This window comes from Natronohydrobacter thiooxidans (genome assembly GCF_001884735.1).
GTDB lineage: Bacteria > Pseudomonadota > Alphaproteobacteria > Rhodobacterales > Rhodobacteraceae > Roseinatronobacter > Roseinatronobacter thiooxidans_A.
On the sequence record NZ_MJAP01000019.1, the window covers coordinates 38,812 to 65,331 of the forward strand.

Below are 26,520 nucleotides of genomic sequence, written 5' to 3' on the forward strand. Positions count from 1 at the left end.
GCGGGATCAGCTTTCTGCAAGGGTCCAGTCGCGGGACAGAAGGCGCTTGCGCGCCTCTTGCCGGACGGGGGTGAAACCCTGTTTCTGATACTGGATCAGCGCGCGCGGGTGATCGAGCGTGCAGGTATTCACGCTCAGACAACTCACGCCCTCGCGCGCCCAGCCGGTCAGGATCGCAGTGCGCAGCATCCATGTGCCAAGCCCGCGCCCGACCGCTTGCGGGACCAGCCCGAAATAGGCCAGATCACAGGTCGCGCCCGCGCGCCAGTCCAGCAGGAAAAACCCCTGCGGCCAGCCGTGATCGATCAGCGTGTAAAGCGCCACATCGGGACTTGCGAGCCAATCCGCGATTTCCGCATCCTCGGAGGCATGCAGATCGGTCCAGGCATAATCGCGCCCGACCGCATCATAGAGCGCGCGGAAATACCACACCGGCGGGGTTTCGGCCCTAAGCAGCGCGCCGGTCATGCCTGCAGGTGTCGCGGGCCAGTCATAGCCTGGCCGCGCGGCCATTTCGAGATATGTCACCGTGTAATCGACGGTTTCGCCTGCGCGGTAGGTGGTCATCCGATCTCGACCTTCAAATCGGGGAACTGGCCCCATTCCGACCATGATCCGTCATAAAGCGCATGCGCCCGGTGGCCGAGGATTTCCAACCCGAGGCTGAGCACAGCGGCGGTGATGCCCGACCCGCAGGTGGTTATGATCTGGCGCTCCAGATCGACGCCCGCAGCCTCGAAAGCCGCGCGCAGATCATCGCCGCGCTTCATCGTGCCATCCGCGTTCAGAAGCTGGGTGAAGGGCAGGTTCAGCGCGCCGGGCATATGGCCTGCGCGCAATCCCTCGCGCGGCTCTGGCGCATCGCCGCGAAAGCGCTCGGCGGAGCGCGCATCGAGGATCTGCCAGTCGCGCAGTTTCACCGCGGCGGCGACCTGGCTTACATCCTTGACCAGATGATTCTGGCGCTGGACCGTGATATGGCGCTCGCGCAGGACCGGGGGCATATCCTCGACCGCGCGCCCCTCGGCCTGCCATTTCGGGAAGCCGCCATCGAGTACCGCCACATCCGTCTTGCCCATCAGCCGGAACAGCCACCAGACGCGGGCGGCGGAAAACAGGCCCATCCCGTCATAGACCACCACCTGATGCCCGTCGCCCACGCCCATGGCGCGCATGCGGGACATGAATTTCTCGACCGGCGGCGCCATATGCGGCAGGTTCGAGCGCGTGTCGCTGATCTCGTCGATATCGAAGAAGCGCGCGCCCGGAATATGGGCGTTCTGATATTCAGCCCGACCGTCGCGGCCCATTTGCGGCAGGTAATAGCTTGCATCAAGGACACGCAGATCCGGGTCGTGCAGATGCTTTTCCAGCCAGTCTGTCGACACAAGTGTTTTCGGATCGTCCATCAGACACCCCCAGTCCTGAATCCTGTCCCTACCCCTAAAGGTGCGAAAGCGGGCTGACAAGACGACAGCGGGGCTTTCGCGCCTGCGCGCTTTGGCCTAGTCAGGGGGCCATGAGTCTGATTGCGCAATATGATGCCCTTGTCGAGGCGGGCAAGCTACGCCCCGATGCCGCCCAGCGCGGAGCCATGGCGCTGTTCGACCCGATCCTTGACTATCTGGCGAAGCCCGCCGCGAAAGCCAGTGGGCTGCGCGGGCTTTGGGGGCGCAGGGCGGTCGAGCCGCCGCCGGGCCTGTATCTGTGGGGCGGTGTCGGGCGCGGAAAATCCATGCTGATGGATCTGTTTGTGGCCCATGCGGGCGATGTGCCAAAGCGCCGGGTGCATTTTCACGCCTTCATGCAGGAAATCCATGCCGGGCTGCACGAGGCGCGCCAACGCGGCGTCGAGGATGCGCTGGCCCCGGTGGCCGACAAGGTGGCGGGCGAAGTGCGGCTGCTGGCCTTTGACGAAATGCAGATCACCGATATCACTGATGCGATGCTGGTGGGGCGGCTTTTCGAGCGGCTGATCGCGGCGGGCGTGGCGATTGTCACCACCTCGAACCGGGTGCCGGATGATCTGTACAAGAACGGGCTGAACCGCGCCTTGTTCCTGCCCTTCATCGAGATGATCAAGTCCCGGATGGTGGTGCATGAGCTGGTTGCGGAAACCGATTACCGCCAGCAACGTCTGGCGGGCGCGCAGGTGTTTTTCACGCCTGCGGGCGCTGCTGCGCGTGCAGAGATGGCGCGGATCTGGGATGAACTGACGGGGCATGATCCGGGCACACCCCTGCGTCTGCAGATGAAAGGGCGCGAGATCGTGGTGCCGAAGGTGCATAACGGGGTCGGGCGGGCCACATTCTGGGATCTGTGCGGGCAGCCGCTGGGACCGGGGGATTATCTGGCCATCGCACAGGCGCTGCGGGTGCTGATGCTGGATGACATCCCCTATCTCTCGGCCTCGAATTACAACGAGGCCAAACGTTTCGTGACCATGATCGATGCGCTTTACGAGGGCCGGGTGCGGCTGATCGCCTCTGCGGCGGCGGAACCGGAGCGGCTCTATACCGAGGGCGAAGGCACCTTTGAATTCGAGCGCACGGCCAGCCGGTTGCGCGAGATGCAGGGCGCCGACTGGGCCGAGGGCTGAGGGGCTGCCGCGCGGTTGCTGCGTTGCGAGGGTTCGGGTGCGTCCCGCAGGCGGGTCTGCACGGGTTGCCGGGTCAGGGCGCGCGTCTTTGCGCGATGCCGTGCAACGCTTCACGCAGGCCCGAGACCGGCATGGGGGCTTCGGACAGGCGCAGCGCGGTTTCCAGATGCTCCAGATGATGGGTCATCTCATGGCTGGCGCGCGATTCGTCGCGCGCCTCGATTGCGGCGAGAATACGGTCATGTTCATCCGGGCCACAGGTCTGGGTGGCCTGTGTCTGATACATCGCCGTGATCAGCGATGTGCGGATTGTCAGCGTTCGCAGGATTTTCAGAAGCAACTCGGCTTCGGCCAGCCGCGCGATCAGCATGTGAAATTCGCCGGACAGGCGAATCACGGCTTCGCTGTCGCCGCGCGCATGGGCGGCGCGTTCCTGTGCGATATGGTCGCGCAGGATGGCGATATCTTCCGGTTTGGCACTGCGACACAGGCGCGTGACCAGTCGCTGCTCGATCGCCAGTCGGGCAGAAAAGGCGTCCTGCGCGTCATCGACGCTGGGTTCGGCAATGCAGGCCCCGCGATTGGGATAGATCGTCACCAGCCCGTCCTGTTCCAGAATCGCAAGTGCCTGACGCACGCGCGCGCGGGTGGTGCCGAAAATCTCGGTCAGTTCCTCTTCCTTCAGCCGCGCGCCGGGGCGCAGCGTGCGCTGCACGACAGCAAGCCAGATCCGGTCACAGATCTGGTTGATGACCTCATTCGTCGTGCTGTGCGAAATCCAAGGCATATCGGATCCTCATTCGACAAACGTCATATCGGTATAACGTGCGGATGACAAAGGCTTTGCACTGGCACCCAAGGTCATATAATATTGTTGACAATATCGTTGACAATATTGCCTCGTGGGATTTGCCACGCTACACTGATAGGATGCTCACTTCTGACTGAAGGGACAGTCATGCAGCTTTTTGTTTATAATCCGAATTCCAGTCGTGAAATGACCGCCCTGATCGCGCGGTCGGCCGAAGCTGCTGCGAGCCCCGGTAGCCATATCGTAACCGACTGTGCCCGCCCACCGGTGCCGCCCAGCATCGAAGGGTATCATGACGAAGCCGTCGCGGTTCCGGCGATGCTGGATGCGCTGCGCCGGGCCGAGGCAGAGGGCGCGCAGGCTCATGTCATCGCCTGTTTCGACGATCCCGGCATTGGCGCTGCGCGCGAGGTGGTGGCCGGGCCGGTCATCGGCATCGCACAGGCGGCGATGCAGGTGGCGAGCGTTCTGGCGGCGCGGTTTTCGGTCGTCACCACCCTGCCCCGCGCCATTCCCATCATCGAGGATCTGGCCCTGCGCTATGGCGTGTCGCATGGATTGCGGCGCGTGCGGTCGGTCGATCTGCCTGTTCTGGGGATTGAGGCCGACCCGGAGCGCGCGAAATCCCTGCTGCGCGGCCAGATCATTGCGGCGCGCGATGAGGATGGGGCCGAGGCGGTGATCCTGGGTTGTGCGGGCATGTCGGATATGTGCCATGCACTCTCTGCCGAAACCGGCCTGCCGGTCATCGACGGGGTGCATGCCGCCGTCCGGCTGGCCGAGGCGATGGCGGGGGGCGGCTACCGGACCTCGAAGGTAGGCGCCTATAGCTGGCCGCGTGACAAGTCGGGGGATCTTGTGCACACAACGCCCCTGCGCCGCCCTGCCGAGTGACAGGGCGGCACCGGAAGCACTAACCGGCATCTTGCAAGGCAGTCTGATCGAGCCTGCGGCAGCGCGCATGATGGCCTGCGGTGATCTGCTCCATCCCGATCTGACCGGCGCGACAGCCCGCATCCGCGAGAAAGCAGCGCGGCGCGAAGGGGCAGCCATCGGGCAGATTGGCCAGATCCGGCGGCGCACCGGGGATGGCGTCGAGTTTCGTACCCTTCACCATCGCATCATGGGCGCGGCTTTTCAGCAGACCCAGCGTATAGGGGTGGCGCGGGTTGCGGATCAGGTCGCGGGCCGTGGCCTGCTCGACGATCTGGCCTGCATACATCACCGCGATCCGGTCCGCGACCTCGACCGCCGCGCCGATATCATGGGTGACGAAGATGATCGACAGGCCCAGATCGCGCTGCAACTCGCGCAAGAGCAGCAGAACCTGAATCTGCACGGTGGCATCCAGCGCGGTGGTGGGTTCATCGGCCAGCAGCAGTTTCGGGCGGCACGAGAGCGCGAGCGCGATCATCGCACGCTGGCGCATGCCGCCGGACATTTCATGCGGGTAATTGTCGAGCCGCGATTTCGCGGAAGGAATGCGCACGCGGTCGAACAGTTCCAGCGCACGGGCGCGGGCGTCGTCGCGGCTGATCGGCTCATGGCGGCGGATGGTCTCCACGATCTGATCGCCCAAGGTATAGACCGGATCGAGCGCCAGAAGCGGTTCCTGAAAGATCATCGCCGCCTCGCCACCGCGAAAGGCCGATAGCTGGCGCGTGTTCATTGCCATCACATCGCGCCCGCCGACAAGGATCTGCCCCTGCAGTTTCGAGCGTTTCTCGGGGTTCAGGCGCATCACCGCGCGCATGGTCACGGATTTTCCGGAGCCGGACTCGCCGATCAGCGCCACGGCTTCGCCCTGCGCCACGTCCAGCGAGACGTCATTGACTGCACGCACAGGGCGGGTGCCGCCGGTGAAAGTCACGCCCAGATTGCGGATAGACAGGAACGGGGCAGTCATTCGGCGGCCTCCTTGGTTGTGGGCGCGACATAGCCTGAGGCCGGATCATGCGCGTGGCAGGCGACCAGGTGCTTTTCGCCGCGTTGGGTCAGCGCCGGGTCGCGCTGCGCACAGACCGAGGCCACGATCGGGCAGCGCGTATGGAAGCGGCAGCCGGATGGCGGGTCGATCGGATTGGGGGGATCGCCGGTCAGGGCCGGTTCCATCGTACGATTATCAGGGTCCATCGAGGGCATGGAGGACAGAAGCGCGCGCGAATAGGGATGCAGCGGATCGTCATAGAGCGCCTCTGCATCGCCGATTTCCGCGACCTGCCCCAGATACATGACCATCACCCGGTCGGAGACAAAGCGCACCACATTCAGATCATGGCTGATGAAGATATAGGTCAGCCCGAATTCGGCCTTCAGATCCGCGAGCAGGTTCAGCACCTGCGCTTCCACGGATTTGTCGAGCGCCGAGACCGCCTCGTCAAGGATGATGATCTTGGGCCGCAAGGCCAGCGCGCGGGCGATGTTGACCCGCTGTCGCTGCCCGCCCGAAAGCTCATGCGGATAGCGGCCCGCGAAACGCGCAGGATCCAGCCCGACGCGGGTCAAGAGGTCATGGGTGCGCGACAGGGCTTCGCCCGAGGGGGTGCCATGGACACGGGCACCGAAGGCGATATTGTCCTCGATGGTCAGGCGCGGGTTCAGGGATGAATAGCTGTCCTGAAACACCATCTGCACCTGCCGCCGAAAGGCTTTGAGCGGCAGGTCCGAGCTGCCCACAAGCTTGCCCTCGAAATAGAGCGCGCCCTCGTCCGGGGTAATGAGCTGCATCAGAAGCCGCGCGGTGGTGGATTTGCCGCAGCCGGATTCGCCCACCACGCCGAGGGTTTCCCCGGCAAAGACTTCGAGATCCACCCCATCGACCGCATGGACGTTCTTCACGGTCCGGCCCAGAATACCCCCCTTGATCGGGAAGTATTTGCGCAGGCCGCGCACGGTCAGGATTGGGTTTTCCGTACTCATTGGCGCACCTCCATGGCAGAGCGTAGCCCGTCGGACAGCATGTTGAAGGAAATCGAGACCAGGAAGATCATCGCACCCGGCAGGGCCGCGACCCAGGGCTGGGCATAGATCGCCGTGCGCAGCGTGTTCAGCATCAGCCCCCATTCCGGGTTGGGCGGGCGCACGCCAAGGCCAAGGAACGAAAGCCCTGAGGCCAGGATCATGCTGACCGCGATCAGCGAGGTCGCATAGACGAAGATCGGCCCCAGCACATTGCCCAGCACATGCACGCGCACGATGGTCAGCGCCCCTGCCCCCGAGGCGCGCGCGGCCTCGATGAAATCTGACGAACGCAGACGGGTCGTGACCGATTCGGCCACGCGCGCGATGGGCGGGATGAACACCACGGTCAGCGAGAAGAGCGCATTGCCCAGCCCTGCCCCCAGCGCGCCGGACAGCGCCACCGCAAGCAGGACCGAGGGGAAGGCATAGAAGACATCGACCGTGCGCATGATCAGCGTGTTGGTCCAGCCGCCCGCATAGCCCGCGATGATGCCGATGGCAGAGCCGAGGAAGAAGGCCAGCACAACCGGCGTCACCCCCATCAGCAACGACAGTCGCCCGCCCCAGATCAGGCGCGAGAGCATGTCGCGGCCCAACTCATCCGTGCCGAGCAGATGGCCTTCGGTTCCGATGGGTTTCAGCCGGTTGATCAGCCGCCCGTCCAGCGGATCCATTGGGGCGATCAGCGGCGCGAAGATGGCGGCCAAAGCGATCAGCGCGAGCACAGCGGCCGCGGCCATCGCGGTTTTGTCGCGCATCAGGCGCTTGCCTACATTTTGCCAATACCCGGCACTGCGCACCGGATTGAGTATCGGTTGGCTCAGGGTTGCATCGACCATGGGCTTACCTCTTGATGCGCGGATCAAGCGCGCTTTGCATGATATCGACCACCATATTCAGCACCACGAAAAACAGCGCCAGCACGAGGATCGTGCCTTGAAGCAGCGGCAGATCGCGCTGGAAGATGGCGGAATTCAGCAGCATTCCGGTGCCGGGCCAGCTGAACACGGTCTCGATCAGGATCGAGCCGCCCAGCAGATAGCCAAGCTGCACGCCCATGACGGCCAGCGCGGTCGGTGCGGCGTTTTTCACGACATGCATGAAGACGCCGAATTCGGACAGGCCGCGCGCACGCAGCCCGATGACGAATTCCTGCGCAAGGATTTCCGCCACCAGCGCGCGCACGGTGCGGGCGATGATCCCCATGGGGATCACGCTCATGGTGATCGCGGGCAGCACCATATAGCTGAGATGCACCATATCGAATCTCCACTGGCTGGATCCCCCCGGCCCCGCGCCTGCGGCGGGCAACCAGCCAAGCTGCGCCGAGAAGATGATCACCAGCACCATGCCCAGCCAGTAATGCGGCACCGACACGCCAAAGACCGCTGCGGCAGAGGCGGCCTTGTCCAGCGGCGAATTGCTGAAATACCCGGCCACGAAGCCGAAGAAGCAGCCCAGCACAAAGCCGATCGCGGTTGCGACCGCCGCCAGCATCAGCGTATTGCCGACCGCGCGCATGACTTCGGTGGTCACCGGGCGCCCGGTCGCGATGGATGTACCCAGATCGCCCTGCAGCGCGCGTCCCAGCCAGAGGATGAATTGTTCAGGATAGCTGCGGTCAAACCCGTAGAGTGTCCGCAACCGGTTCTGCAACTCGACCGAGGCATCTGCAGGCAGGATCGAGATCAGCGGATCACCGGGCGAGATATGGACAAGTGCAAAACAGACCACGGAGACACCGAACAGCACGGGGGCCGTGTAGATGATCCGTCGCAAGCTATAGCCAAGCATTGGGCGTTCCTTTCGGCTGGGCGGAAAAGCAAGAGGCCCCGGACAGGATCCGGGGCCAACTGTTCAGATCATTCGATATCCATCGGCGCGATGTCAATGAACCAGCTTTTCGGCTGCACCACCCCGGTGACGCGGCTGGACATGGCGCGCGGGCCGGCATCATGCGCCACCCAGACGAAGGGCGCCTCTTCGACGATACGCGCATGCAACCGGGCCAATGCCGCGTCGCGGGCATCATCCTCGAAGGTGGTCCGCGCGTCCTCGATCAGCGCGTCAAACTCGTCATTGCCGAAATGCCCCCAGTTGTTGGAAACCGGCGGGAAGGTTTGGGTGGAGGTGAAGCGCACCATGGCAAAGAACGGGTCCATCGTGGCAAAGGTCACATTGATGGCATGCGCGCCATTCGCGCTTTCGTCATAGGCCCCGCGACGCCAGTTGGTGAAGAGCGTGTTCCACTCCAGCACATCAAGCTCGACATCGAAATAGCACTCGCGCAGGGCCTGTTGCAGATACTCGTTCATCGGGATCGGCTGCATCTGCCCCGAGCCGGAGGCCGAGGTCTGCACTTTCACTTTCAGCGGATTGTCCGCTGAAAAACCCGCTTCCGACATCAGGCGCTGCGCTTCGTCCAGATCGTAGCGGATATCGAAGGAAGGGTTGCCCCACCAGGGATGGGTCGGATCCACAGTTCCTTTGGGCGACCCCATGAATCCACCCAGCAGGATCGAGAGTTCATCCCGGTCAAAGCAGAGGTTGGCGGCATGACGCACACGCTTGTCCAGCCAGGGGGAACCTTCGGCAAAAGAGAGCTGCCATGGCCAGACATGCGGCTGCGGATTGGCGTAGATCGTGAAACCACGCGCTTCGATCTGGGCAATCGCGTCAGGGGCCGGTGCTTCGATCCAGTCTACCTGACCCGACAACAAGGCCGCCGTGCGCGCATTCGCCTCGGGCAGTGGGACCAGAACGACACCATCGAGCTTGGGCGTGCGGTCGGGGTTCCAGTAATCTTTGTTTGCAGCCAGTTCCAGCCGCTCGCGCGCGGCGAAATTGGTCACGCGGAACGGGCCGGACCCGGAAGGATCAGCAGCAAAGGCGGCCCACGCGGCCTCGGAATCGCCTGTTTCGTCAAATTTCGCCTGCCAATGCGCGGGCGAGGCAATGAAGAGGTTGGTCAGGTTGATAGGCAGGAAGCTGTCGGGCTGCGATGTGGTCAGTTCCACGGTGAATTCGTCGATGGCGCGCGCAGAACGCAATGTTGGCATGCGCGAGGCGGTGACGCCCACCTGGCTGGCGTCAAAATGCGGGGCATCTTCATCCAGCACTTTCTGGACGTTCCAGACGATGGCCTCGGCATTCAACGGGCTGCCATCATGGAAGGTGACATCATCGCGCAGATTGAAGATCCATTTGGTGGTATCGTCGGGGTTGACGGCCCAGCTTGTCGCCAGGGAGGGGATCACGACCGAGGCTTCGTCTTCCTTGGTCAGATCCCATGCCGTGAGACTGTCATAGATTGTCATACCCGTGAAGCGATTGCCTTCGAATCCCTGATCGGGCTGTCCCAGCGTGCGTGGAATATCGGCAGCGGTCATGCCGATGCGCAAAATCTTGTCTTGTGCCAGCGCACTGACAGGGATGGTGAAGAAGGAGGTCGCAAGCAGCGCTGCGATGGTCATATGTTTGGATTGTCCCATGTCTGGTCTCCCTGATGGACGTGCCGTTTATTATTCAGAAGCGACGGCTCATTTTTTGACAACAAGATTGTTGACAATCTTAAGCTGGCCCAATTTTCGGATTCAGTCAAAGACTTTTATTGGGTCATTCGGCGCGCCAGGCGGTCAGTCTTGCACGCGCACAAGGTCGGGTCACCTCTCAGCCTTTGCGCACAGAGTTTGGGCAGAGTGAAAACAATTACCGGTGAGGAATACCGTTTGTGACCAGTTTTGCGCGGAAATTTGTCCGGATCGCGGATGGCCCGGCCCGGTCCTTCGCGCTCAGGGCTCGGCCCGGTATTGCCCTCAATCCTCCCGCTGCTGCATCCGGTCCGGCGCCATATGCGGATCAACTGCGCTTGCGGTCGCACCACAGCAATGCAAATGCGAACACGACGCCCAGCGCAGTCAACCCCCATGCCAGGGCGAAGCCGCCGCCCAGATCCAGCACCATCCCAAAGGCAGGCGGCGCAACGACGCCGCCAATATTGGTCACCAGCATGTTGTAGCCGATCGCGCCGCCCGCTTGCTCTGGTCGCGCGCTTTGCAAGGTCAAGGCGAGCTGCACACCTGTGGCCGAGCAGATCGTGAGCCCCAGTGCAACCGCCAGCAGCGGCACAACCAGAAGCGCATTCTGCGGCGTGACCAAAGCCATACCAAGCAAGCCCGCAATCGCAATCGCGGTCAGCACCAGCAAGGTTGCGCGCGAGTCGCGGCGCATCACCCGATCCGTCAGCCAGCCCCAGAGCACGCGGCCTGCGACACTGCCGAGATGCAGGATCGTCAGGCAGGCATTCGCCAGAGGCAGGCCGAACCCCGCGCCAAGGCGCAGGAACTCGGTCAGATAGCTCCACAGGATGAACTGCCCGCCATTGGTAAGTCCGCTGGCCAGATTGTTGCGCCCCAGCACAGGGTCGCGGAACAACTGGCCGATGGCGTCAAACTCTTCGCGCAGGGTTTTGCGCCGAACCGGGGCAGTGGTCTGATCGCGCGGCAAGGTGAGAAACATCACGCCCAGAAGCGCGGTCACGACCCCAAGCCCGCCGATGACCGCGTGCCAGCCGACTGCCGGGGCCAGAACAGCGCTGGTGGTTCCGATGGCCCCGCCAATCGGGACGCCGGTCTGCTTGATCCCCATCAGGGTGCCGCGCCATTCAGCCGGATACCATTGCAACACCGCGCGCCCGGCAGCAGGATTGACCAGACTATAGCCAGCCCCGCACAGAACGATACCGGCCAGAAGAGCGCCAAAACCGGCACTGGCGGCGATGATCAACGCCCCTGTCGCGATAAGCATTGCGGCCAGAAACAGCGAGAGGCGCACGCCCAGACTATCTGTCAGCCGCCCCGCCGGAATGGACAACCCGCCCAGAGCCGCGGAATAGGCGCTTGCGATCAGTCCGATATCGACGGCGGTGAGGTCGAGTTCAACCGCGATCAGGGGCGAACAGGCCAGCACGGCCAGCAGGTTCATCACGCCAAGGCAATGTGCGGCGACGACAAGACCAAATCCCGGCCAGACCGGATAAAAGCGGTCAGGCGTTGTCATCAACACCCCCGACGCGCGAGAACCCGGAAGGATAGGCGCCGGGAATGTCGGAGAGCAGTCGGCACGAATGAAGAACATTCATCAAGTGGATTCGCCCAACTTCGGACGATATGACTGTCATCCTCGGAAATCTCGGTCGAAATCATTGCCATTACCGGTAGAACCGTCACTTTTCCTGATGGTGACATGTTACCCTTCTCTGGAATGGAAACAGCCGGACGTCGTAAGTGCGCAACCTTCTTGCACCTTAGCGCCTGATCGGCCCCAAGAACAATGGATTTTGTATCCAAAATACAATCGGGATGAAACCTGAGATCCACCCCTGTTGCCGCAGCGGCGGCACCTGTCTTATCAACAAGGGAGACCCTAATGTTCCACAAAATGACCAACAGCAACAAAGTCGCGGTCACAGTCGTCGCGTCGATGATGGCCTTTGCGCCCGGTGTCGCGGCTGCAAGCCCCCTGAGCAATGATCCGATCCGGCTGGTCATTCCCTTTGGCCCCGGCGGCGGCAGCGACATCACCGCGCGCGTGCTTTCGGCAACTGCACCGGAATTCTGCGGCCCGCGCATTGATGTCGTCAGCATGTCAGGCGCCGCAGGGCTGGAGGCCGTGAATTTCGTGCGCAATGCCGAACCCAACGGTCACACACTTCTCGTCACCGATTACGGCCCCATCGTGACCTCGGGCTTTGTCGATGACGTGGACTGGAGTCATGATGACTGGCAGCCGGTGATGAATTTCACCGAATGGCTGCCGACCGTCTATACCCGCCCCGATCACCCGATTCAAACCATTGACGACTGGGTCACTGCCGCAACGGAAGAGCCTGCTACGATCACCTTCGGCCATGCCTCGCCGCTGGGGCTGGTGCATCTGCCGCTGATCCTGTTCGAATCCGTCACCGGGCTGGAGAATATCCATGTTCCGACCTCGGGCGGCGGCGAAACCCGCAGCCTGATCATGGGCGGGCATATCGATCTGGGCATGACGCTGCCCCCGAGCATCGCCAGCGAAGTCGCCGCCGGGGAATTGACCGCGCTAGGCATATTCTCGGAAGAGCGCTCGCCGGTCCTGCCGGACACGCCGACCTTCCGGGAAGCGGGCTATGACGTGGTGCTGCCCGCATGGCTGATGATCTTCGCCACCAGCGATGTCCCGTCGGAAACCGTCGAACATCTGCAGGATTGCTTCATGGAAGCGCTGGCCTCGCCCACGGCTGTGGCCATGAGCGACCGCGTGAATGCCGGGATCGAGCCGCTGAACGCTGCTGACTCGACGCGGCTCTATCAGAATACGGTCGAGAATATCGGCAATATTCTGCGCGACATTGGCGAAATCGACTGATCCCTCGCCGACTGGCCCCGCCATGCCGCCAATGGCATCGGCGGGGCCATTTCACGGCGCCGCGCGCAGATATGCCGTGCCGCCTTTTCCCGGATATTGCAGTTTTGGGCGGCCACCATGTTGGAGTCTTTCATCCCCGCGCTGATGCTCGCCTTCAGCCCGGAAGTTATCCTTTATGTCGCCATCGGCGTGTTCATGGGTGTCACGCTGGGGGCTATTCCGGGCTTGAGCGGGGATATGGCCATCGCCATTCTGCTGCCCATTGTGTTTTTTCTGGAACCGGCTGCGGCACTGGGCCTGCTGACCGGCATCTACAAGGGCGGGATGTTCGGCGGCTCGATCTCGGCCATCTCCTTCGGGGTGCCGGGGACGCCCGGTTCTGCCGCGACAGCGATTGACGGGTATCAGGCCAAGCTGAAAGGCACCCCCAACAAGGCGTTGATGACGGCTTTGTATTCATCGGTGATCGGCGATTCGACCAGCGATCTGGTTCTGATCTTTCTGGCCTTGCCGCTGGCCATTGTCGCCCTGACCTTCGGCCCGGTCGAGTTTTTCGCGCTCTATGCGTTCTCGCTTCTGCTGATCTCGGCGCTGACCAAGGGCAAGGTCGCCAAAGGCGTCGCGATGGCGGCTCTGGGCGTGCTTCTGGCGATGATCGGGCGCGACCCGATGGGCGGAACCTTGCGTCTGACCTTCGGCATCCCTGAACTGGCGGGGGGGCTTGCGCTGATCCCGGTGCTGGTGGGCATTTTTGCTGTGTCCGAACTGATCATTCAGTTGTCCAAGGCATGGATGGAACGCGCCGAGCGCATCATGGACGACACGCGCCAGAGGGCCCAATCGCTGCTGGGCGATTATGATGCCAGCAAGGACAAGCTCACCTTCAGCGAATTCCGCTTCACGCTGAAAGCGACATGGATCGGCACCACCATGGGCACGCTGATCGGCGCACTGCCCGGTGCGGGATCGTCGCTGGCGGCTTTCATCAGTTACGGGCTGGCGCAACGCTTCTCGCGCAAAGGCGACGAGTTCGGCAAAGGCTCGCTGGAAGGGGTCGCCGCCGCCGAGGCAGGCAACAGCGCGACATCCGGCTCGACCCTGATCCCGCTCTTTGCCTTCGGGATTCCGGGCAGTGCCACGGCGGCCCTGTTCGGCGCCGCCTTCATCCTGATGGGCATGACGCCCGGACCAAGGCTGATCTATGATCATACCGAAGTGATCTATGCGCTGTTTCTGATCCTGATCTATGCCAATTTCATCAATCTGTTCCTGTCCCAATTCCTGCTGCCCTTCTATTCCAAGATCGCCATGATCCAGTCGCGCATCCTGCTGCCGATTGTCTGTGTGCTGGCGATTCTGGGCACATTCGCGGCGGGAAATTCGGTCATTGATGTCTGGGTGCTGTTGTTTGCAGGGTTTCTGGGGGTGGTGCTGCGGATGTTCAACTTCCCGCTGGCACCGCTGATCCTGGGGTTCATCGTCGCACCGGGGGCCGAGCGCGCGCTGCGCCAGTCGCTGCTGATCGGGCGCGGAGACTGGATGCATCTGCTCTCCAGCCCTATCGCAATCGGGCTCTATACGGTGGCGGCGATCATGATCCTGACATTCACCCTTGTCCTGCGCGACAAGAAATAAGAACGGGGGCAAAGCGATGCTGAAACCGCAATTTTTCGGGCTTCTGACGCGGCAGGATTTCTACACTGGGCTGGTCACGATTGCTGTGGGGGCTATCGGACTGTTCGATATTGCCTATGGCGACTGGCGTCCGGGGCCCGGACTCGGGCCGCATGCCTTTCCGCAACTGGCCTATATCACATTGGTCTGTGCGGGTGTCGTGATCATGATCGAAGCCGTGTTTGGCAAATCTGACCAGTTTCCCGAAAACCTGCGCGCGGTTGTCAGCACGGGCGTGGCGCTTCTGGCCATCGGGATGGGGATGTTCTGGGCGATTGGCAAGCTGGGCTTCATGGTCAGCGTCTGCATCACCCTGATCGGGGCCAGCTTTGTGCTGACCCGCGATCCGTTGCGCCACTGGCCCAGCACGATTGTGGTGCCGGTGGTGGCGACAGCGGTGATCTGGCTGTTATTCGTCAAGCTGATCAATGTGCCGCTGCCGCGCGGGCTGTTGTTCTAGCCCCGGTCCCGCAATGGCCAGGTGTCATTGACGCGGTAGCCACGCGGCCAGGGGTCTGCAGGGTCGAGCAGCAACTGGCGCGTGTCGGTGATCCATGCGCGGCCCGAAATCTCGGGCACGATCGCGGGCTTGCCGCCAAGCGTGAGGGTCTCGACAATCTGCCCCTGAAACTCCGACCCGATCAGCGAGCGCGCCGTCAGCATCCTGCCTTTGCCAATCTGTCCGCGCCGGTGCATCAGCGCCAGCCGCGCCGAAACTGCCGTGCCCGTGGGCGAGCGGTCGATCTTGCCCGGCTCGATCACCACGGCATGATGCGTCACCAGCCCTTGCGGGCTGTCCGCGGGCGGGGTGGCGAACAGGCAAAACGAGATATGCCGCCAGTCGGGATTTTGCGGATGGGTGAAGCCAAGCTGCGCATTGGCCGCCGCTGTGATCCTCCTGCCCAGCGCGGCAATCTCGCGGGCCTCATGCGCGGCCATCTCAAGCCCCAGATCCCGCGCATTGACCACCACGAAACTGTCGCCGCCATAGGCGGTATCGACCTGCAGGCGTCCCAGCCCTTCGACCTCCAGCCCCGCGTCAAGCTGGCTCGCAAAAGATGGCACATTGCGCAGGAAAATCCGCTGCGCCTTGCCCTCCGCGCAGTCCGCGCGCACATGGATCAGCCCGCCGGGCGCTTCCAGAACCATATGGGTTTCAGGTTCCTGCATCCCGATAATGCCGGTATCGAGCAGCACGGTCGATACACAGATCGCGTTCGAGCCTGACATCGGTGGGGTATGTTCCGGCTCCATGATGATGAACCCCAACTGCGCGCGCGGGTCTTTGGGCGGCACCAGCAGATTGACATGGCGAAACACACCGCCGCGCGGCTCGTTCAGCACGAAATCCCGCAAGGCACCGTCCTGATGGATCCAACGCGCCTGCTCCCAGAGCGTGTCACCGGGCGGAGGGGCAACGCCGCCCACGATCACATCGCCCACTTCGCCCTCGGCATGGCAGCCGACAATCTGGATCGCACGGGTCGAGCGCATCAGCCGACGCCCCGCAGAGTGCCCGGAGCGGTGCTGTCAGCGATCATTGTCATGGCATTCTCCTGAACTGGTCATCTGTGCTGCAAACTGAAACGGGCGCTGCCGGGCAGATCAGGCCGCCTGTCAAACTCGCGGCGCTGAGTTGCCCCGCCCTCTGGCGCAGATCATGCGGCGGGGATGCCCGCCACATAGGGATCACCGGGCGCAAAATGCAGATCGGCTTCCGCCGTGACCCATGCGCGCCCGCGGATCGTGGGGATGATCCCGCCATGCCTGCCCGCGACATGGCTGAGATGATATCTGCTGCCGATGATGCTCTGCTGCACCCAGGGATCGCCCGGCTGAAGCTGCCCATCCGCCGCAAGGCAGGCCAGTAGCGCGGATGTGCCGGTCCCGCAGGGCGAGCGGTCATAGCTGCCGCTCGGACACAGAACGAAATTGCGCGCATCGGCCCCGTCGCAGGGGGCGAGCAGGACCACATGATCAATCCACGCCCCGCCCGCGCCAGTCCAGCCCTGATCGTGCAGCGTCCGGCGAATGCGCAGGGTCGCGTCGGTCAGTTGGCGGATATTCGTGATATCCAGCGCACAGGGCAGATCACGGGTGATGAAGAACCAGTTCCCACCCCATGCAATATCCCCCGTGACCGGCCCAAGCCCCGCCACATCTACGGTGACCGCCTTGTGCAACCGGTAGCTTTCGACATTGGTGACGCTGGCCTCGTGACCGGAATGCAACTCCAGCGTCACCACGCCGACGGGGGTTTCCAGCCGGTGCTGTCCGGGTCCGATCCGGCCCAGATGCGCCAATGTGATCGCCGTGCCGATGGCGGCATGGCCGCACATTCCCAGCATCCCGACCGCATTGAAATAGATCACGCCTGCCACAGAGTCAGGATGCGCGGGCGGCACCAGCAGCGCGCCCACCATGGCCTCGGTCCCGCGCGGCTCGCGCGTTACCGAGTTGCAGAACGCATCATGCGCGCGCGCCAGCCGCGCCGCGCGCTCCGCCACGCTGCCCGCGCCCAGATCCGGCCCGCCCGAGAGGATGACGCGGGTCGGTTCGCCCTCGGTATGGCTGTCGATCACGCGCATTTCAGATGCGGCTCCAGCCCCTGCGCCCAATCCGCATACCAGTTGCGGAACAGATCAAGCTGCGCCTGCGCGAAGCCGCGCTGGCTTGGGCTGAGCTGATCGGTGGGGTTGATGTGGAGCGCGTATTCCTGCTCGCCGAGACAGGTCAGAAGGTATTTGTAATAGAGCACCAGATCCACACCTTCGTCGAAGGAGGACAGCACCGCCATCGCCTGATCAAGCTCCTGCGCACGAACCCGCGCGCGCGCATCCCCGGCTGCGGCCTTGCGCGACAGATCGACCAGATGCAGCACTTCGCACGGCAGCACATTGCCGATACCGGTAATCGCCCCGCGCGCGCCGTAATTCACGAAGCCTTCGACCACCATCGTATCGACACCCACCATCAGCGAGATCTCCGCATCCTGACTGGTGATGAATTCCGCCGCTTGGCGCAGCGCCGCGCTGCCCCCGAATTCCTTGAACCCCACAAGGTTCGGATGCTCAGTACGCAGGGCAAAGAACAGCTCTGCCCCGGTGGCATAGCCGTAATAGGGGCTGTTATAGATCACCGCAGGGATATCGGGCGCAGCCGCCAGAATGGCCTTGAAATGGTGGCGCTGCGCTTCGACTGAACTGCCCCGCGAGAGGACGCGCGGAATGACCATCAACGCCTGCGCCCCCAGCTTCGCGGCATGGGCGGCATGGGCGACCGCTTGGGCGGTGTTCACAGCCCCCGTACCCACCATGACCGGCACCCCCGCGCCGACAAGCCGGGCAACCCCGTCCATCCGGTCGGCATCGCTGATCAGCGGCCAGTCGCCCATGGACCCGCAATACACGACCCCGGACATGCCCGCCGCGACCATCGCCTCCCCCTTGCGCACCAACGCATCAAGGTCCGGGCTGTGATCGGGTTTGCAGGGCGTCATCAGGGCAGGGATACAGCCATTCAGCATCTCTGTATTCATGGGGATCTCGCTTCGATGAGGTTTCGCTTGCGGGCAAATATACAGCTTCCCATTTTGGATACAATATACAATCAGACTCACTTCCCCTCTCTCGTGGCACTGTGTAAGAAACCAGCAGGAGCACATGACGATGAAGATCCAGGCATATGACATTTCCAAGACCGCCTCGGCCGCAACGCTGATCTTCGACGCGATTCGTCAGGCGATCATCACCGGGGATCTGGCGCAGGGCGAGCCATTGCGGCAGGAAGACATCGCGCGGGCCTTCAATGTCAGCCGCATCCCGGTCCGCGAGGCGCTGCAGAAACTGGAACAGCACGGGCTGATCGTGTCACAGCGCTACAAGGGGGCCGTGGTCGCCGGGCTGTCGCTGGAAGAGGCCACCGAAATCTTCGAATTCCGCGCCTTGCTGGAGCCAGAAGTCATCCGCCGCGCCGTGCCGCATATGTCGCCACAGGTTCTGCAAGAGGCGGCACGCTGCTGCGCGGCCTTTGGCAATGCGGAAGACCCGATGCAATGGGGCGATCTGAACCGGCGTTTCCACACGACGCTCTATGCGGCCAGCGGTCTGGCCTATCATCTGGAGATGCTGAACAAGGCGATGGACCGGATCGACCCCTATCTCCGGGCGCAGCTCTTGCTCAGCGACGGGATGCAGCGCGCCAATCGCGAGCATCTGATGATCGTCGATGCCTGCAAATCCGGGCAGGCCGACAAGGCCGCAGATCTGACCCGCCAGCATATCCTCGGCGCACAGGAATCACTGTCGCGTCATTGGCAGAAGTGACGTCGCGCAGCGCATAAGCGGCCGTTTCGGCGGGCATATTGGTGTGTCTGGTTTGGCTTCGGGCCGGGCGCGAAGCGGGGCGAAGTCATTCAACGGACAGCCCACGCGACAATCCGGTGACGCAGAAGGCAATCTTGCCCGGTGTTCACAGGTAAGAAATGGCGCGCCCGAAAGGATTCGAACCTCTGACCCCCAGATTCGTAGTCTGGTGCTCTATCCAGCTGAGCTACGGGCGCGTTGGGGGCGACATATCGCCCTGTTCCGGGCAATGCAAGGGGGGTTTCGCATGGAAACGAAGTTATTGCGCAAAACCTGCTACTCTGCCACCGGAAGCCAGATACGAAACTCTGTCCCGTCCTGATCGCTGCGGATCAGTTCCAGTTTGCCGCCATGCCCGCGCACCAGTTCCGCCGCAATCGCCAGCCCCAGACCGATCCCGCCCTTGCGCGCGCCGCCCTGAAATGCCTCGAACAAATGCTCGCGCGCCTTTGGGGGCAGGCCGGGGCCGGAATCGCCGATCCGGATGGCGACGCCTTTCTGCGCGTCCTGCAGCGTGGGTTTGGCAAGGATCTCGATCACGCCGGGTTGTTTCGTGGCCTCGATCGCCTGCCTTGCGTTGCGCACCAGATTGCTGAGCACGCGGAAAATCTGCTCGCCATCCGCGCGCACCACCAGATCCCTGGCCATGTCAATCAGGAAGGTGATCTCCGCCCCCTCGGCCAGCGCCAGTTTCTCGCTTTCGACAACATCTTCCAGGAGGGTCGCAAGGCGCAGCGGGGCAAGTTTCGGCGGCGGTTCTTCGGCCTTGCCGAAAGCGAGGGTCGATTCGCACAGATTGATGGCGCGCGACAGCGAGCCCACCAGTTTGGGCGCGGCGCGTTTCACGCTCGGATCGTCGCTCATTTCCATCCGGTCCGCCAGCATCGAGGCGGTTGTCAGCATGTTGCGCAGATCATGGCTGATCCGCGCGACCGAACCGCCAAGCTGCGCCAGCCGGTCTTTCTGGCGCAAGAGCCCGGTCAGATCGGTCTGCATCCGGGTCAGGGCTTCCTCGGCCTCGCGCAATTCGCGGATCCGCGAACTGGGTGTGAGGATCCGTGTCGCGTCCTGTGGGGCTTCGGCATAATCCTGCATGGAGCGGATCACCCGTCGCATCGGCGCCACGACAAAAGCCTGGATCGACAGATAGAGAAGCAGCGCCGTGATGCCGGAGATCAGCAGGGACAAGAGCAGGATGCGTTTGCCATATTCCCAGAGCTCTTCCTGCAGCCGCGCCGTGTCGAGCGTGATCTCGATCAGCAACCCCGCCTGCCGCACCGGATCGCCGATCACCCGGATGATACGCGGCTCTGACCGGCGCATCTCGTCCAGCGCATCGCGCATCAGTTCCAAAGCCGTGGCGGTGCGCAGATCATAGGTTGCATCGATCTGCGCGGGGATTGGCGAGGAGAGGATCAGCTCGCGCACCGCGTCACGCCGCAACACGACGTTGAACACGCCTGCATTCTCCAGCAGTTCGCTGGCCAGTTCCCCGGCGATGGATCCGTCGGATGCCAGCAGCGCCAGCGAGGCGATCTGTGCGCGCTCCAGCCGGGCGAGAAGATACTCTTCGCGGAAGCGCGACACCGAGGGCACGAAGATCAGCACTTCAGCCAGCATCACGAAGATGACGACAAGCCAGAGAAACCGCGCTGAAAGACTGCTCGAAATCATGCCCTAACCTAACCTGTGCCGGTCAGGGGAGCCACCTCTGAACCAGCCTCACCACACGCTTCACATTCATGTTATCAAACAGTCTGGGCGAGAAATAGGCCCCCGCTGCGCGTTTGCCGATTTCCGCCAATGTCGGATAGGGCAGCACCGTTCCGGCAACGGCGCTGAGCTTGAGCCTGTTCGCGAGCGCAAGCGCATAGGGCGCGATCACCTCGCCTGCCTGCGCGCCGACAACGGTCACACCGACAGCGCGCCCGCGCACGGCGATCAATTGCAAAAAGCCTTGCGTGCGCCCCTCGGCCTGCGCCCGGTCGATCTGGTCATAGCCGATCCTGTGCACCGAAACCCCGCCACCGTATTTCTTGCGTGCCTCGGCCTCGGTCAATCCGATCTGCGCGAGTTCGGGATCGGTATAGGTGACATGCGGGATATGGTCATGGCGTGCCCGGGCGGGCAGGCCGAAGAGGATGGCCCGGATCACCACTCCTGCGTGATAGCCCGCAAGATGGGTGAACTGCCCCTGCCCAGCCGCATCGCCAATCGCATAGACGCGCTTGTTGGTGCTGCGCAGGCCCGCATCGACCGTGATCCCGGCGCGGTCGGATTTCACCCCGGCCTTGTCCAGATCGAGCTTGTCCAGATTGGGCACGCGCCCGACCGCGACCAGAAGATGCGTGCCGGTGAAGATCGTGCCGCCCTTGACCTGCACTTCCAGCGCTCCGGGACGACCGCCGACGCGCTCGACCTGCGCGTCCTCGATGATCTCGATCCCCTCGCGGCGCAACTGCGCCAGCACCACAGCGGCGGCATCGGGATCGTCGCGGCCCAGCGCCTTCGCGCCCTCGATCACGGTCACGCGCGAGCCGAGCCGCCGATGCGCCTGCGCCATTTCCAGCCCGATGGGGCCCGCGCCGATGATCAGCAGATGGGCGGGGCGCTCGGACTGGTCGAACAGGGTTTCATTGGTCATGTAGGGCACATCCGCCAGCCCCGGAATCGGCGGAACAGCCGCGCGCGAGCCGGTGGCGATCACGAAGCGGCGGGCGGTGATGGTCTGGCCCGCGACCTCGATCTCGCTGGGCGAGGTGAAGCGCGCGAAGCCCTTGATCACCTGCACCCCGAGCCCCTCGAAACGTTCGACCGAATCATGCGGTTCAATCGCGGCGATGGTCGCTTTCACATGCGCCATGGCGGCCCTGAAATCCTCTGGCACCGGATCCGCCGCGCGTGCGGCGACCTGTCTGGCCTGCGCGAGCAGCGCTTTTGAGGGCACGCAGCCATAGTTCAGGCAATCGCCGCCCATCTTGTGCCCCTCGATCAGTACGACGCGCGCGCCCATCTGCACGGCCCCTGCCGCGACCGACAACCCGCCGGAACCGCCGCCGATCACGCAGATATCTGTCTTGATGCGAGTCATGGCTGTCCCTCCTTGCGGCGCAACTGTTTCACGATCACCGGCAGCAGCGACAGGGCGGCCAGTCCGATGAGCGGGCCGATAATATGCGGCTCGAAAATAATACCCAGATCCGGGGACTCGTCGCGGGCAAAGACCTCGCCCAGCCCCGCGCCGACCCATGTGTAGATCGCACCGCCGGGCATGATCCCGAAAAATGTGGTCACGACAAAGACGCGCAATCGCACGCCGATCAGCGCGGGGACCACGTTCATCACGAAGAAGGGCAGCACTGGCATGAGCCGCAGCGAGAACAGCACCGGGGCTTCATTGGCGCGGATCGCATCGGTGATCTGCTTGATGCGCCCGTCACTGGCGTCGATTCTCGCGGACAAGGCCCGACCGAAACCCGCGCGCACCGCAAGGAAGATCGCGGCGGCGCCGATGGTGGCCGCCACGATGTTGAACAGCGCGCCGGGAAAGACCCCGAACAGAAATCCCCCGGTCAGCGTAGCGGCTGTGGCACCGGGCAGCGAGAAGGCGACGATGGCGATATAGGCCAGCACGAAGATCAGCGCTGTCAGCAGGTAATGCGAGTCGCGAAAGGCGATCAATGCTGCACGATTGTCGCGCAGCGCCTCGAAGGACAGGTAGTCGCGCAAAGCGACGGCGCCGAGGATAGCCACCAGCGCGATCACAAGGACGGGCAGGCGGCGGCGCCAGACCGCTTTGCTGTTGATTGTCTCATGCTGGTCCACGAGAAACTCCGCTTTGTCACGTTCATGGGGAATTACGCGCGGAATGGCCAGTTGTTTCGGCTGTTTCACCACGATCACATGGGCTTGAACAGCCCCGATCCCCCGAGAGGCATTTTTTATGCGCCTCACCCGGCGCAGTCGCGCGAAACTCTGGAATTGCGAATTGACTTGCGGGCAGGAGGCAGGTAATCGGCGGGTTCGAGATGACAAGGCGGCCGAATCCGGCAGGATATGCGCACGCCAGAATGTAAGGAAACGGAGCGATGAAACGCACCTATCAGCCCAGCAACCTGGTCCGCAAGCGCCGCCACGGTTTCCGCGCACGCATGGCCACCAAGGCAGGCCGCAAGATTCTGAACGCGCGTCGTCGCATCGGCCGCAAGAATCTGTCGGCTTGAACGCGATGGCCTGCGCAAGCGGGCCAGAGGTTAGCGAGATGACACCGCCGGGGGCAGATGTGGCAAGGCAAGGTGCCGAGGCCGCAGACGCCCCGGCGGTTTTGTCATGCGCGATGCCTGCAACGCTTCTGAAACGCGCCGATTTCCTGCGCGCGGCGAAAGCGCGGCGGCTGCCCTGCCCGGCCTTTCTGGTGCAGGCGCGGGTGCGCGATGCGGCGGAAGCGGTCAGTGGCGCGCGGATCGGCTATACCTGTTCGAAGAAGCTCGGCAATGCCGTCACCCGCAACCGTGCCAAGCGTCGCCTGCGCGCCGTGGCGCGGGCTGTCTTGCCGCAACACGCGCGGGATGGCTGGGATTATGTGCTGATCGGGCGGCCCGGTGCGACGGTCAGCCATGATTTCGCAGCCATGTGTGCCGATCTGGAGCGGGCCTTGCGCAAACTGCATGGGGATGGGCGATGAAACCCGGCGCATGGCTGCTTTCGCTGCCCGTCCGGTTCTACCGGATCGTGTTCAGCCCCTGGGTGGGGTTCAACTGCCGCTATCAGCCCACCTGTTCGGCCTATGCGCTGGAAGCGCTGGAGCGCCACGGGGCGATCAGGGGCGGCTGGCTGGCCCTGCGCCGGATCGGGCGCTGCCACCCCTGGGGCCATTCGGGCTATGATCCGGTGCCGGGGGCAGACCCGGAGCATGACCATGATGGACATATCTGCAGGAAAGGCCCGCATGATGCTTGATGACACTGCCGATCTGCCGCTGATCCTGCAAGGCGCGCCGGACACGACCGAGTTTCGCAAGCTGCGCAAACGGATCATCCGAGAAACCCGCGCGGTGCTCGATCAATACGGCATGGTGGAACCCGGCGCGCGCTGGCTGGTGTGCCTGTCGGGCGGCAAGGACAGCTATACGCTGCTGGCGGCGCTGATCGAGCTGAAATGGCGCGGGCTGTTGCCGGTCGAGCTGCTGGCCTGCAATCTGGATCAGGGACAGCCGGGCTTTCCCGCGACCGTGCTGCCGGATTTCTTGACACGCATGCAGGTGCCGCACCGGATCGAGTATCAGGACACCTATTCCATCGTCATGGACAAGGTGCCGCAGGGCCGGACCTATTGCGCGCTGTGTTCGCGGCTGCGGCGCGGCAATCTGTACCGGATCGCGCGGGAAGAAGGCTGCTCTGCGGTGGTGCTGGGCCATCATCGCGACGATCTGCTGGAAACCTTCTTCATGAACCTCTTTCATGGCGGGCGGCTGGCCACCATGCCGCCGAAACTGGTCAATGAAGAGGGCGACCTGTTCGTCTACCGCCCCCTGGCCTTTGTCGCGGAAGAGGATTGTGACCGCTTCGCCCGCGCGATGAATTACCCGATCATCCCTTGCGACCTCTGTGGCTCTCAGGATGGGTTGCAGCGGATGCAGGTCAAGGCGCTGCTGAATGAGTGGGAAAAGCGCACACCGGGGCGGCGCAATGTCATGTTCCGGGCGCTGATGAATGTGCGCCCCTCGCATCTGCCGGACCCCGCGCTGTTCGACTTCATGGGCTTGAATACCAGCGCATCGGCGCGTCCGTCCGGGTCTGTGCCGGATTTGAAGGGGATGTGAGCCGCTGCACCCCCGATTCGGGGGAAAACCGCTTGACCTTTGGGCGGGGCTTTAGTTGAACCGGGCGCGACGCCCGAACTCTCGGGCCCGAGTGACAGGATACCTCTGATCCATGCAAGAACAGAACCGCAATCTGCTATTGGCCTTTGGCCTGAGCCTGATGGTGCTCGTCGTCTGGATGTGGATGTTCCCGCCCCCCGAGCCCACGCCGCGCGAGGCTGCCGATGTCGCGGAACTGCCGGTTGCCGGCAGCGGCGAGGCGCAGAGCATGGCCGAAGCCGAGCAGGTTGCTGCGGATGAGGAACTGCCGCGCGTCGCGATCCAGACTCCGCGCCTGTCGGGCACAATCAATCTGCGCGGCGGCCGGATCGATGATCTGGTGCTACTGGATTACCGCCAGACGACCGAGCCGGGATCGGACAATGTGCATCTGCTGAACCCGGAAGGGGAGCGCAATGCCTTCTATGCGCTTTATGGCTGGCGGCCCGGTCCGAATATGGACTGGGACATGGTGCCCGGTGCCAATACTCCCTGGGAGGTGATCGAAGGCAGCACGCTGGGCGTCGGTGCACCGGTCACGCTGGGCTGGACGAATGCGAACGGCCTGCAATTCACCCAGCGCTTTGTCATTGATGACAATTACATGCTGACGGTGACGCAGGGTGTCGAGAATGCGGGTTCGGAAACGGCGCGGATGGCGCCCTATGGGCTGATCTCGCGCCACGGCGAGCCGGATGATTTGGAGAATTTCTTCATCAGCCATGAAGGGTTCATTCAGGTCACGGATGGCAAGCTGTCCGAGGACAAATACAAGGCGATCCGTGATTTCCGTGTCCATGAGCGCGAAAACACCAATGCGCGCGTGACCGAAGTGGCCGCGAATGGCTGGCTCGCGATTGCCGACAAATACTGGATGGCGGCTATCGTGCCGATGCCGGGGCAGAATTTCTCGGCGGTGCAGCGCTATATCCCTGCGCGCGACGTCTATCAGGCGCGTGCCGATCTGCCCACGCTGGTGGTAGGGCCGGGCGAATCGGGTTCGGTCGAGACCATGCTTTTTGCCGGGGCGAAGGAATGGTCCGTGCTGCGCGCCTATGAGCGCGAGCTGGGGATCGAGCGGTTTCTGGATGCGATCGACTGGGGCTGGTTCTTCTTCCTGACCAAGCCCATCTTCGCGACGCTCTATTTCATCGAGGGCGTGATCGGCAATATGGGTTGGTCGATCATCGTTCTGACGCTGCTGATCAAGGCGATCCTGCTGCCGCTGGCGTGGAAATCCTATGTGAGCATGGCCAAGATGAAAGAGCTTCAGCCCGAGATGCTGGCGCTCAAGGAGCGCGCGGGCGACGACAAGCAGAAGCTTCAGCAGGAGATGATGAAGCTTTACAAGGAGAAGAAGGTCAATCCGGCGGCGGGCTGTCTGCCGATCCTGTTGCAGATCCCGATCTTCTTCTCGCTCTACAAGGTGATCTTCGTCACCATCGACCTGCGGCACGCGCCCTGGTTCGGGGTGTTCAATGACCTGTCCGCGCCCGATCCGACCTCGATCATGAACCTGTTCGGCCTGCTGCCTTGGGCGGCACCGCATCCTGACAGCTTCCTGTCGCTGATCTTCATCGGGATCCTGCCGATCCTGCTGGGCGTGTCGATGTGGCTGCAGATGAAGCTGAACCCCACGCCCACCGAGCCGATCCAGCAAGCGGTCATGACCTGGATGCCCTGGATCTTCATGTTCATGCTGGGCTGGTTTGCCTCGGGTCTGGTGCTCTACTGGATCGCGAACAACGTGATCACCTTTACCCAGCAATATTCGATCATGGCGATGAATGGCAGCAGGCCCGACCTGCTGGGCAATATCGGCGTGAAGAAAAAGAAGAAGACCTGA

Annotated in this window: 26 protein-coding genes and 1 tRNA gene; 11 read left to right on the forward strand and 16 right to left on the reverse strand. The window is 63.1% G+C overall.

Annotated features, from left to right (window positions below):
* Positions 1–6 precede the first annotated feature (6 nt).
* Positions 7–567, reverse strand: a complete 561-nt coding sequence (locus tag BG457_RS11780; protein ID WP_071797346.1) for a GNAT family N-acetyltransferase — start codon at positions 565–567, stop codon at positions 7–9.
* Positions 564–1,409 carry a 3-mercaptopyruvate sulfurtransferase gene (gene sseA / locus BG457_RS11785; protein ID WP_175546786.1) on the reverse strand — a complete coding sequence of 282 codons (846 nt, stop codon included), beginning with the start codon at positions 1,407–1,409 and terminating at the stop codon, positions 564–566. The genes BG457_RS11780 and sseA overlap by 4 nt, the downstream gene beginning before the upstream one ends.
* A 110-nt stretch (positions 1,410–1,519) precedes the next feature.
* Between sseA and zapE the strand changes: the two genes are divergently transcribed.
* Positions 1,520–2,599 (forward strand): cell division protein ZapE, encoded by a 1,080-nt coding sequence (gene zapE, locus BG457_RS11790; RefSeq protein ID WP_071797347.1) that lies wholly within the window; start codon positions 1,520–1,522, stop codon positions 2,597–2,599.
* 73 nt (positions 2,600–2,672) lie between these two features.
* Here the strand turns inward: zapE and BG457_RS11795 are convergent, their stop codons facing one another.
* Complete coding sequence (locus BG457_RS11795; RefSeq protein ID WP_071797348.1) at positions 2,673–3,386, reverse strand: GntR family transcriptional regulator; 714 nt, start codon at positions 3,384–3,386, stop codon at positions 2,673–2,675.
* 171 nt (positions 3,387–3,557) lie between these two features.
* On the opposite strand from BG457_RS11795, the gene BG457_RS11800 reads away from it, so the two are divergent.
* On the forward strand, positions 3,558–4,304 hold the full coding sequence (locus BG457_RS11800; protein WP_071797349.1) for an aspartate/glutamate racemase family protein: 747 nt from the start codon (positions 3,558–3,560) through the stop codon (positions 4,302–4,304).
* 19 nt (positions 4,305–4,323) lie between these two features.
* Here the strand turns inward: BG457_RS11800 and BG457_RS11805 are convergent, their stop codons facing one another.
* From BG457_RS11805 to BG457_RS11830, 6 genes are all read right to left on the reverse strand, one after another.
* On the reverse strand, positions 4,324–5,316 hold the full coding sequence (locus tag BG457_RS11805; protein WP_071797350.1) for an ABC transporter ATP-binding protein: 993 nt from the start codon (positions 5,314–5,316) through the stop codon (positions 4,324–4,326).
* Positions 5,313–6,329: an ABC transporter ATP-binding protein gene (locus BG457_RS11810; RefSeq protein WP_071797351.1), complete on the reverse strand. Its 1,017-nt coding sequence runs from the start codon at positions 6,327–6,329 to the stop codon at positions 5,313–5,315. Before BG457_RS11810 ends, BG457_RS11805 begins: the two co-directional genes overlap by 4 nt.
* Positions 6,326–7,210, reverse strand: a complete 885-nt coding sequence (locus tag BG457_RS11815; protein ID WP_071797352.1) for an ABC transporter permease — start codon at positions 7,208–7,210, stop codon at positions 6,326–6,328. Before BG457_RS11815 ends, BG457_RS11810 begins: the two co-directional genes overlap by 4 nt.
* Positions 7,211–7,214: 4 nt before the next feature.
* Positions 7,215–8,165 carry an ABC transporter permease gene (locus BG457_RS11820; protein ID WP_071797353.1) on the reverse strand — a complete coding sequence of 317 codons (951 nt, stop codon included), beginning with the start codon at positions 8,163–8,165 and terminating at the stop codon, positions 7,215–7,217.
* 68 nt (positions 8,166–8,233) lie between these two features.
* The gene (locus BG457_RS11825; protein ID WP_071797354.1) at positions 8,234–9,862 is read right to left on the reverse strand and encodes an ABC transporter substrate-binding protein; all 1,629 of its coding nucleotides are present in this window, start codon (positions 9,860–9,862) and stop codon (positions 8,234–8,236) included.
* A gap of 367 nt (positions 9,863–10,229) precedes the next feature.
* Positions 10,230–11,429: an MFS transporter gene (locus tag BG457_RS11830; protein WP_071797355.1), complete on the reverse strand. Its 1,200-nt coding sequence runs from the start codon at positions 11,427–11,429 to the stop codon at positions 10,230–10,232.
* A gap of 369 nt (positions 11,430–11,798) precedes the next feature.
* On the opposite strand from BG457_RS11830, the gene BG457_RS11835 reads away from it, so the two are divergent.
* The 3 genes from BG457_RS11835 (at position 11,799) to BG457_RS11845 (ending at position 14,910) form a co-directional block, all read left to right on the forward strand.
* Positions 11,799–12,776 carry a Bug family tripartite tricarboxylate transporter substrate binding protein gene (locus BG457_RS11835; protein ID WP_071797356.1) on the forward strand — a complete coding sequence of 326 codons (978 nt, stop codon included), beginning with the start codon at positions 11,799–11,801 and terminating at the stop codon, positions 12,774–12,776.
* A gap of 117 nt (positions 12,777–12,893) precedes the next feature.
* A complete protein-coding gene (locus BG457_RS11840) occupies positions 12,894–14,411 on the forward strand; it encodes a tripartite tricarboxylate transporter permease (protein WP_071797357.1) in 1,518 nt (505 codons plus the stop codon).
* Positions 14,412–14,427: 16 nt separating this feature from the next.
* A complete protein-coding gene (locus BG457_RS11845; RefSeq protein WP_071797358.1) occupies positions 14,428–14,910 on the forward strand; it encodes a tripartite tricarboxylate transporter TctB family protein in 483 nt (160 codons plus the stop codon).
* On the opposite strand, the gene BG457_RS11850 is transcribed toward BG457_RS11845, so the two are convergent.
* The 3 genes from BG457_RS11850 to BG457_RS11860 all read right to left on the reverse strand — a co-directional run bounded on the left by BG457_RS11850 (position 14,907) and on the right by BG457_RS11860 (position 17,988).
* A complete protein-coding gene (locus BG457_RS11850) occupies positions 14,907–15,944 on the reverse strand; it encodes a trans-3-hydroxy-L-proline dehydratase (RefSeq protein ID WP_071797359.1) in 1,038 nt (345 codons plus the stop codon). The two genes, BG457_RS11845 and BG457_RS11850, sit on opposite strands and share 4 nt — an antisense overlap.
* A 164-nt stretch (positions 15,945–16,108) precedes the next feature.
* Complete coding sequence (locus BG457_RS11855) at positions 16,109–17,038, reverse strand: 4-hydroxyproline epimerase (RefSeq protein ID WP_071797360.1); 930 nt, start codon at positions 17,036–17,038, stop codon at positions 16,109–16,111.
* Complete coding sequence (locus BG457_RS11860) at positions 17,029–17,988, reverse strand: dihydrodipicolinate synthase family protein (RefSeq protein ID WP_071797361.1); 960 nt, start codon at positions 17,986–17,988, stop codon at positions 17,029–17,031. Before BG457_RS11860 ends, BG457_RS11855 begins: the two co-directional genes overlap by 10 nt.
* Before the next feature lie 124 nt (positions 17,989–18,112).
* On the opposite strand from BG457_RS11860, the gene BG457_RS11865 reads away from it, so the two are divergent.
* On the forward strand, positions 18,113–18,775 hold the full coding sequence (locus tag BG457_RS11865; protein ID WP_342715489.1) for a GntR family transcriptional regulator: 663 nt from the start codon (positions 18,113–18,115) through the stop codon (positions 18,773–18,775).
* 159 nt (positions 18,776–18,934) lie between these two features.
* Here BG457_RS11865 and BG457_RS11870 read toward each other — a convergent pair.
* From BG457_RS11870 to BG457_RS11885, 4 genes are all read right to left on the reverse strand, one after another.
* Positions 18,935–19,011 (reverse strand) — tRNA-Arg (locus BG457_RS11870).
* A gap of 79 nt (positions 19,012–19,090) precedes the next feature.
* Complete coding sequence (locus tag BG457_RS11875; protein WP_071797362.1) at positions 19,091–20,488, reverse strand: sensor histidine kinase; 1,398 nt, start codon at positions 20,486–20,488, stop codon at positions 19,091–19,093.
* Positions 20,489–20,510: 22 nt separating this feature from the next.
* Positions 20,511–21,905 carry a dihydrolipoyl dehydrogenase family protein gene (locus BG457_RS11880; RefSeq protein ID WP_071797363.1) on the reverse strand — a complete coding sequence of 465 codons (1,395 nt, stop codon included), beginning with the start codon at positions 21,903–21,905 and terminating at the stop codon, positions 20,511–20,513.
* The gene (locus tag BG457_RS11885; RefSeq protein WP_342715490.1) at positions 21,902–22,708 is read right to left on the reverse strand and encodes a TVP38/TMEM64 family protein; all 807 of its coding nucleotides are present in this window, start codon (positions 22,706–22,708) and stop codon (positions 21,902–21,904) included. The genes BG457_RS11880 and BG457_RS11885 overlap by 4 nt, the downstream gene beginning before the upstream one ends.
* A gap of 194 nt (positions 22,709–22,902) precedes the next feature.
* Here BG457_RS11885 and rpmH point away from each other — a divergent pair, with 194 nt between their 5' ends.
* The 5 genes from rpmH to yidC all read left to right on the forward strand — a co-directional run bounded on the left by rpmH (position 22,903) and on the right by yidC (position 26,520).
* Positions 22,903–23,037 (forward strand): 50S ribosomal protein L34, encoded by a 135-nt coding sequence (gene rpmH, locus BG457_RS11890; RefSeq protein WP_071797364.1) that lies wholly within the window; start codon positions 22,903–22,905, stop codon positions 23,035–23,037.
* A gap of 38 nt (positions 23,038–23,075) precedes the next feature.
* Complete coding sequence (rnpA, locus tag BG457_RS11895) at positions 23,076–23,498, forward strand: ribonuclease P protein component (protein WP_071797365.1); 423 nt, start codon at positions 23,076–23,078, stop codon at positions 23,496–23,498.
* A complete protein-coding gene (yidD, locus tag BG457_RS11900; RefSeq protein ID WP_071797366.1) occupies positions 23,495–23,773 on the forward strand; it encodes a membrane protein insertion efficiency factor YidD in 279 nt (92 codons plus the stop codon). Before rnpA ends, yidD begins: the two co-directional genes overlap by 4 nt.
* Entirely contained in the window at positions 23,766–24,635 is an 870-nt protein-coding gene (gene ttcA / locus BG457_RS11905) for a tRNA 2-thiocytidine(32) synthetase TtcA (RefSeq protein WP_071797415.1), read from the forward strand. The genes yidD and ttcA overlap by 8 nt, the downstream gene beginning before the upstream one ends.
* Before the next feature lie 112 nt (positions 24,636–24,747).
* Positions 24,748–26,520 (forward strand): membrane protein insertase YidC, encoded by a 1,773-nt coding sequence (gene yidC / locus BG457_RS11910; RefSeq protein ID WP_071797367.1) that lies wholly within the window; start codon positions 24,748–24,750, stop codon positions 26,518–26,520.

Coding starts and splice junctions, on each gene's coding strand:
- BG457_RS11860 (WP_071797361.1), bottom strand. CDS start 17,988: ATGAATACAGAGATGCTGAATGGCTGTATCCCTGCCCTGATGACGCCC.
- BG457_RS11810 (WP_071797351.1), bottom strand. CDS start 6,329: ATGAGTACGGAAAACCCAATCCTGACCGTGCGCGGCCTGCGCAAATAC.
- rpmH (WP_071797364.1), top strand. CDS start 22,903: ATGAAACGCACCTATCAGCCCAGCAACCTGGTCCGCAAGCGCCGCCAC.
- yidD (WP_071797366.1), top strand. CDS start 23,495: ATGAAACCCGGCGCATGGCTGCTTTCGCTGCCCGTCCGGTTCTACCGG.
- BG457_RS11820 (WP_071797353.1), bottom strand. CDS start 8,165: ATGCTTGGCTATAGCTTGCGACGGATCATCTACACGGCCCCCGTGCTG.
- BG457_RS11865 (WP_342715489.1), top strand. CDS start 18,113: ATGACGATGAAGATCCAGGCATATGACATTTCCAAGACCGCCTCGGCC.
- BG457_RS11825 (WP_071797354.1), bottom strand. CDS start 9,862: ATGGGACAATCCAAACATATGACCATCGCAGCGCTGCTTGCGACCTCC.
- BG457_RS11795 (WP_071797348.1), bottom strand. CDS start 3,386: ATGCCTTGGATTTCGCACAGCACGACGAATGAGGTCATCAACCAGATC.
- BG457_RS11875 (WP_071797362.1), bottom strand. CDS start 20,488: ATGATTTCGAGCAGTCTTTCAGCGCGGTTTCTCTGGCTTGTCGTCATC.
- BG457_RS11880 (WP_071797363.1), bottom strand. CDS start 21,905: ATGACTCGCATCAAGACAGATATCTGCGTGATCGGCGGCGGTTCCGGC.
- BG457_RS11835 (WP_071797356.1), top strand. CDS start 11,799: ATGTTCCACAAAATGACCAACAGCAACAAAGTCGCGGTCACAGTCGTC.
- BG457_RS11805 (WP_071797350.1), bottom strand. CDS start 5,316: ATGACTGCCCCGTTCCTGTCTATCCGCAATCTGGGCGTGACTTTCACC.
- BG457_RS11840 (WP_071797357.1), top strand. CDS start 12,894: ATGTTGGAGTCTTTCATCCCCGCGCTGATGCTCGCCTTCAGCCCGGAA.
- BG457_RS11830 (WP_071797355.1), bottom strand. CDS start 11,429: ATGACAACGCCTGACCGCTTTTATCCGGTCTGGCCGGGATTTGGTCTT.
- BG457_RS11850 (WP_071797359.1), bottom strand. CDS start 15,944: ATGCGCTCGACCCGTGCGATCCAGATTGTCGGCTGCCATGCCGAGGGC.
- BG457_RS11855 (WP_071797360.1), bottom strand. CDS start 17,038: ATGCGCGTGATCGACAGCCATACCGAGGGCGAACCGACCCGCGTCATC.
- yidC (WP_071797367.1), top strand. CDS start 24,748: ATGCAAGAACAGAACCGCAATCTGCTATTGGCCTTTGGCCTGAGCCTG.
- zapE (WP_071797347.1), top strand. CDS start 1,520: ATGAGTCTGATTGCGCAATATGATGCCCTTGTCGAGGCGGGCAAGCTA.
- BG457_RS11845 (WP_071797358.1), top strand. CDS start 14,428: ATGCTGAAACCGCAATTTTTCGGGCTTCTGACGCGGCAGGATTTCTAC.
- BG457_RS11800 (WP_071797349.1), top strand. CDS start 3,558: ATGCAGCTTTTTGTTTATAATCCGAATTCCAGTCGTGAAATGACCGCC.
- BG457_RS11780 (WP_071797346.1), bottom strand. CDS start 567: ATGACCACCTACCGCGCAGGCGAAACCGTCGATTACACGGTGACATAT.
- rnpA (WP_071797365.1), top strand. CDS start 23,076: ATGACACCGCCGGGGGCAGATGTGGCAAGGCAAGGTGCCGAGGCCGCA.
- ttcA (WP_071797415.1), top strand. CDS start 23,766: ATGCTTGATGACACTGCCGATCTGCCGCTGATCCTGCAAGGCGCGCCG.
- sseA (WP_175546786.1), bottom strand. CDS start 1,409: ATGGACGATCCGAAAACACTTGTGTCGACAGACTGGCTGGAAAAGCAT.
- BG457_RS11815 (WP_071797352.1), bottom strand. CDS start 7,210: ATGGTCGATGCAACCCTGAGCCAACCGATACTCAATCCGGTGCGCAGT.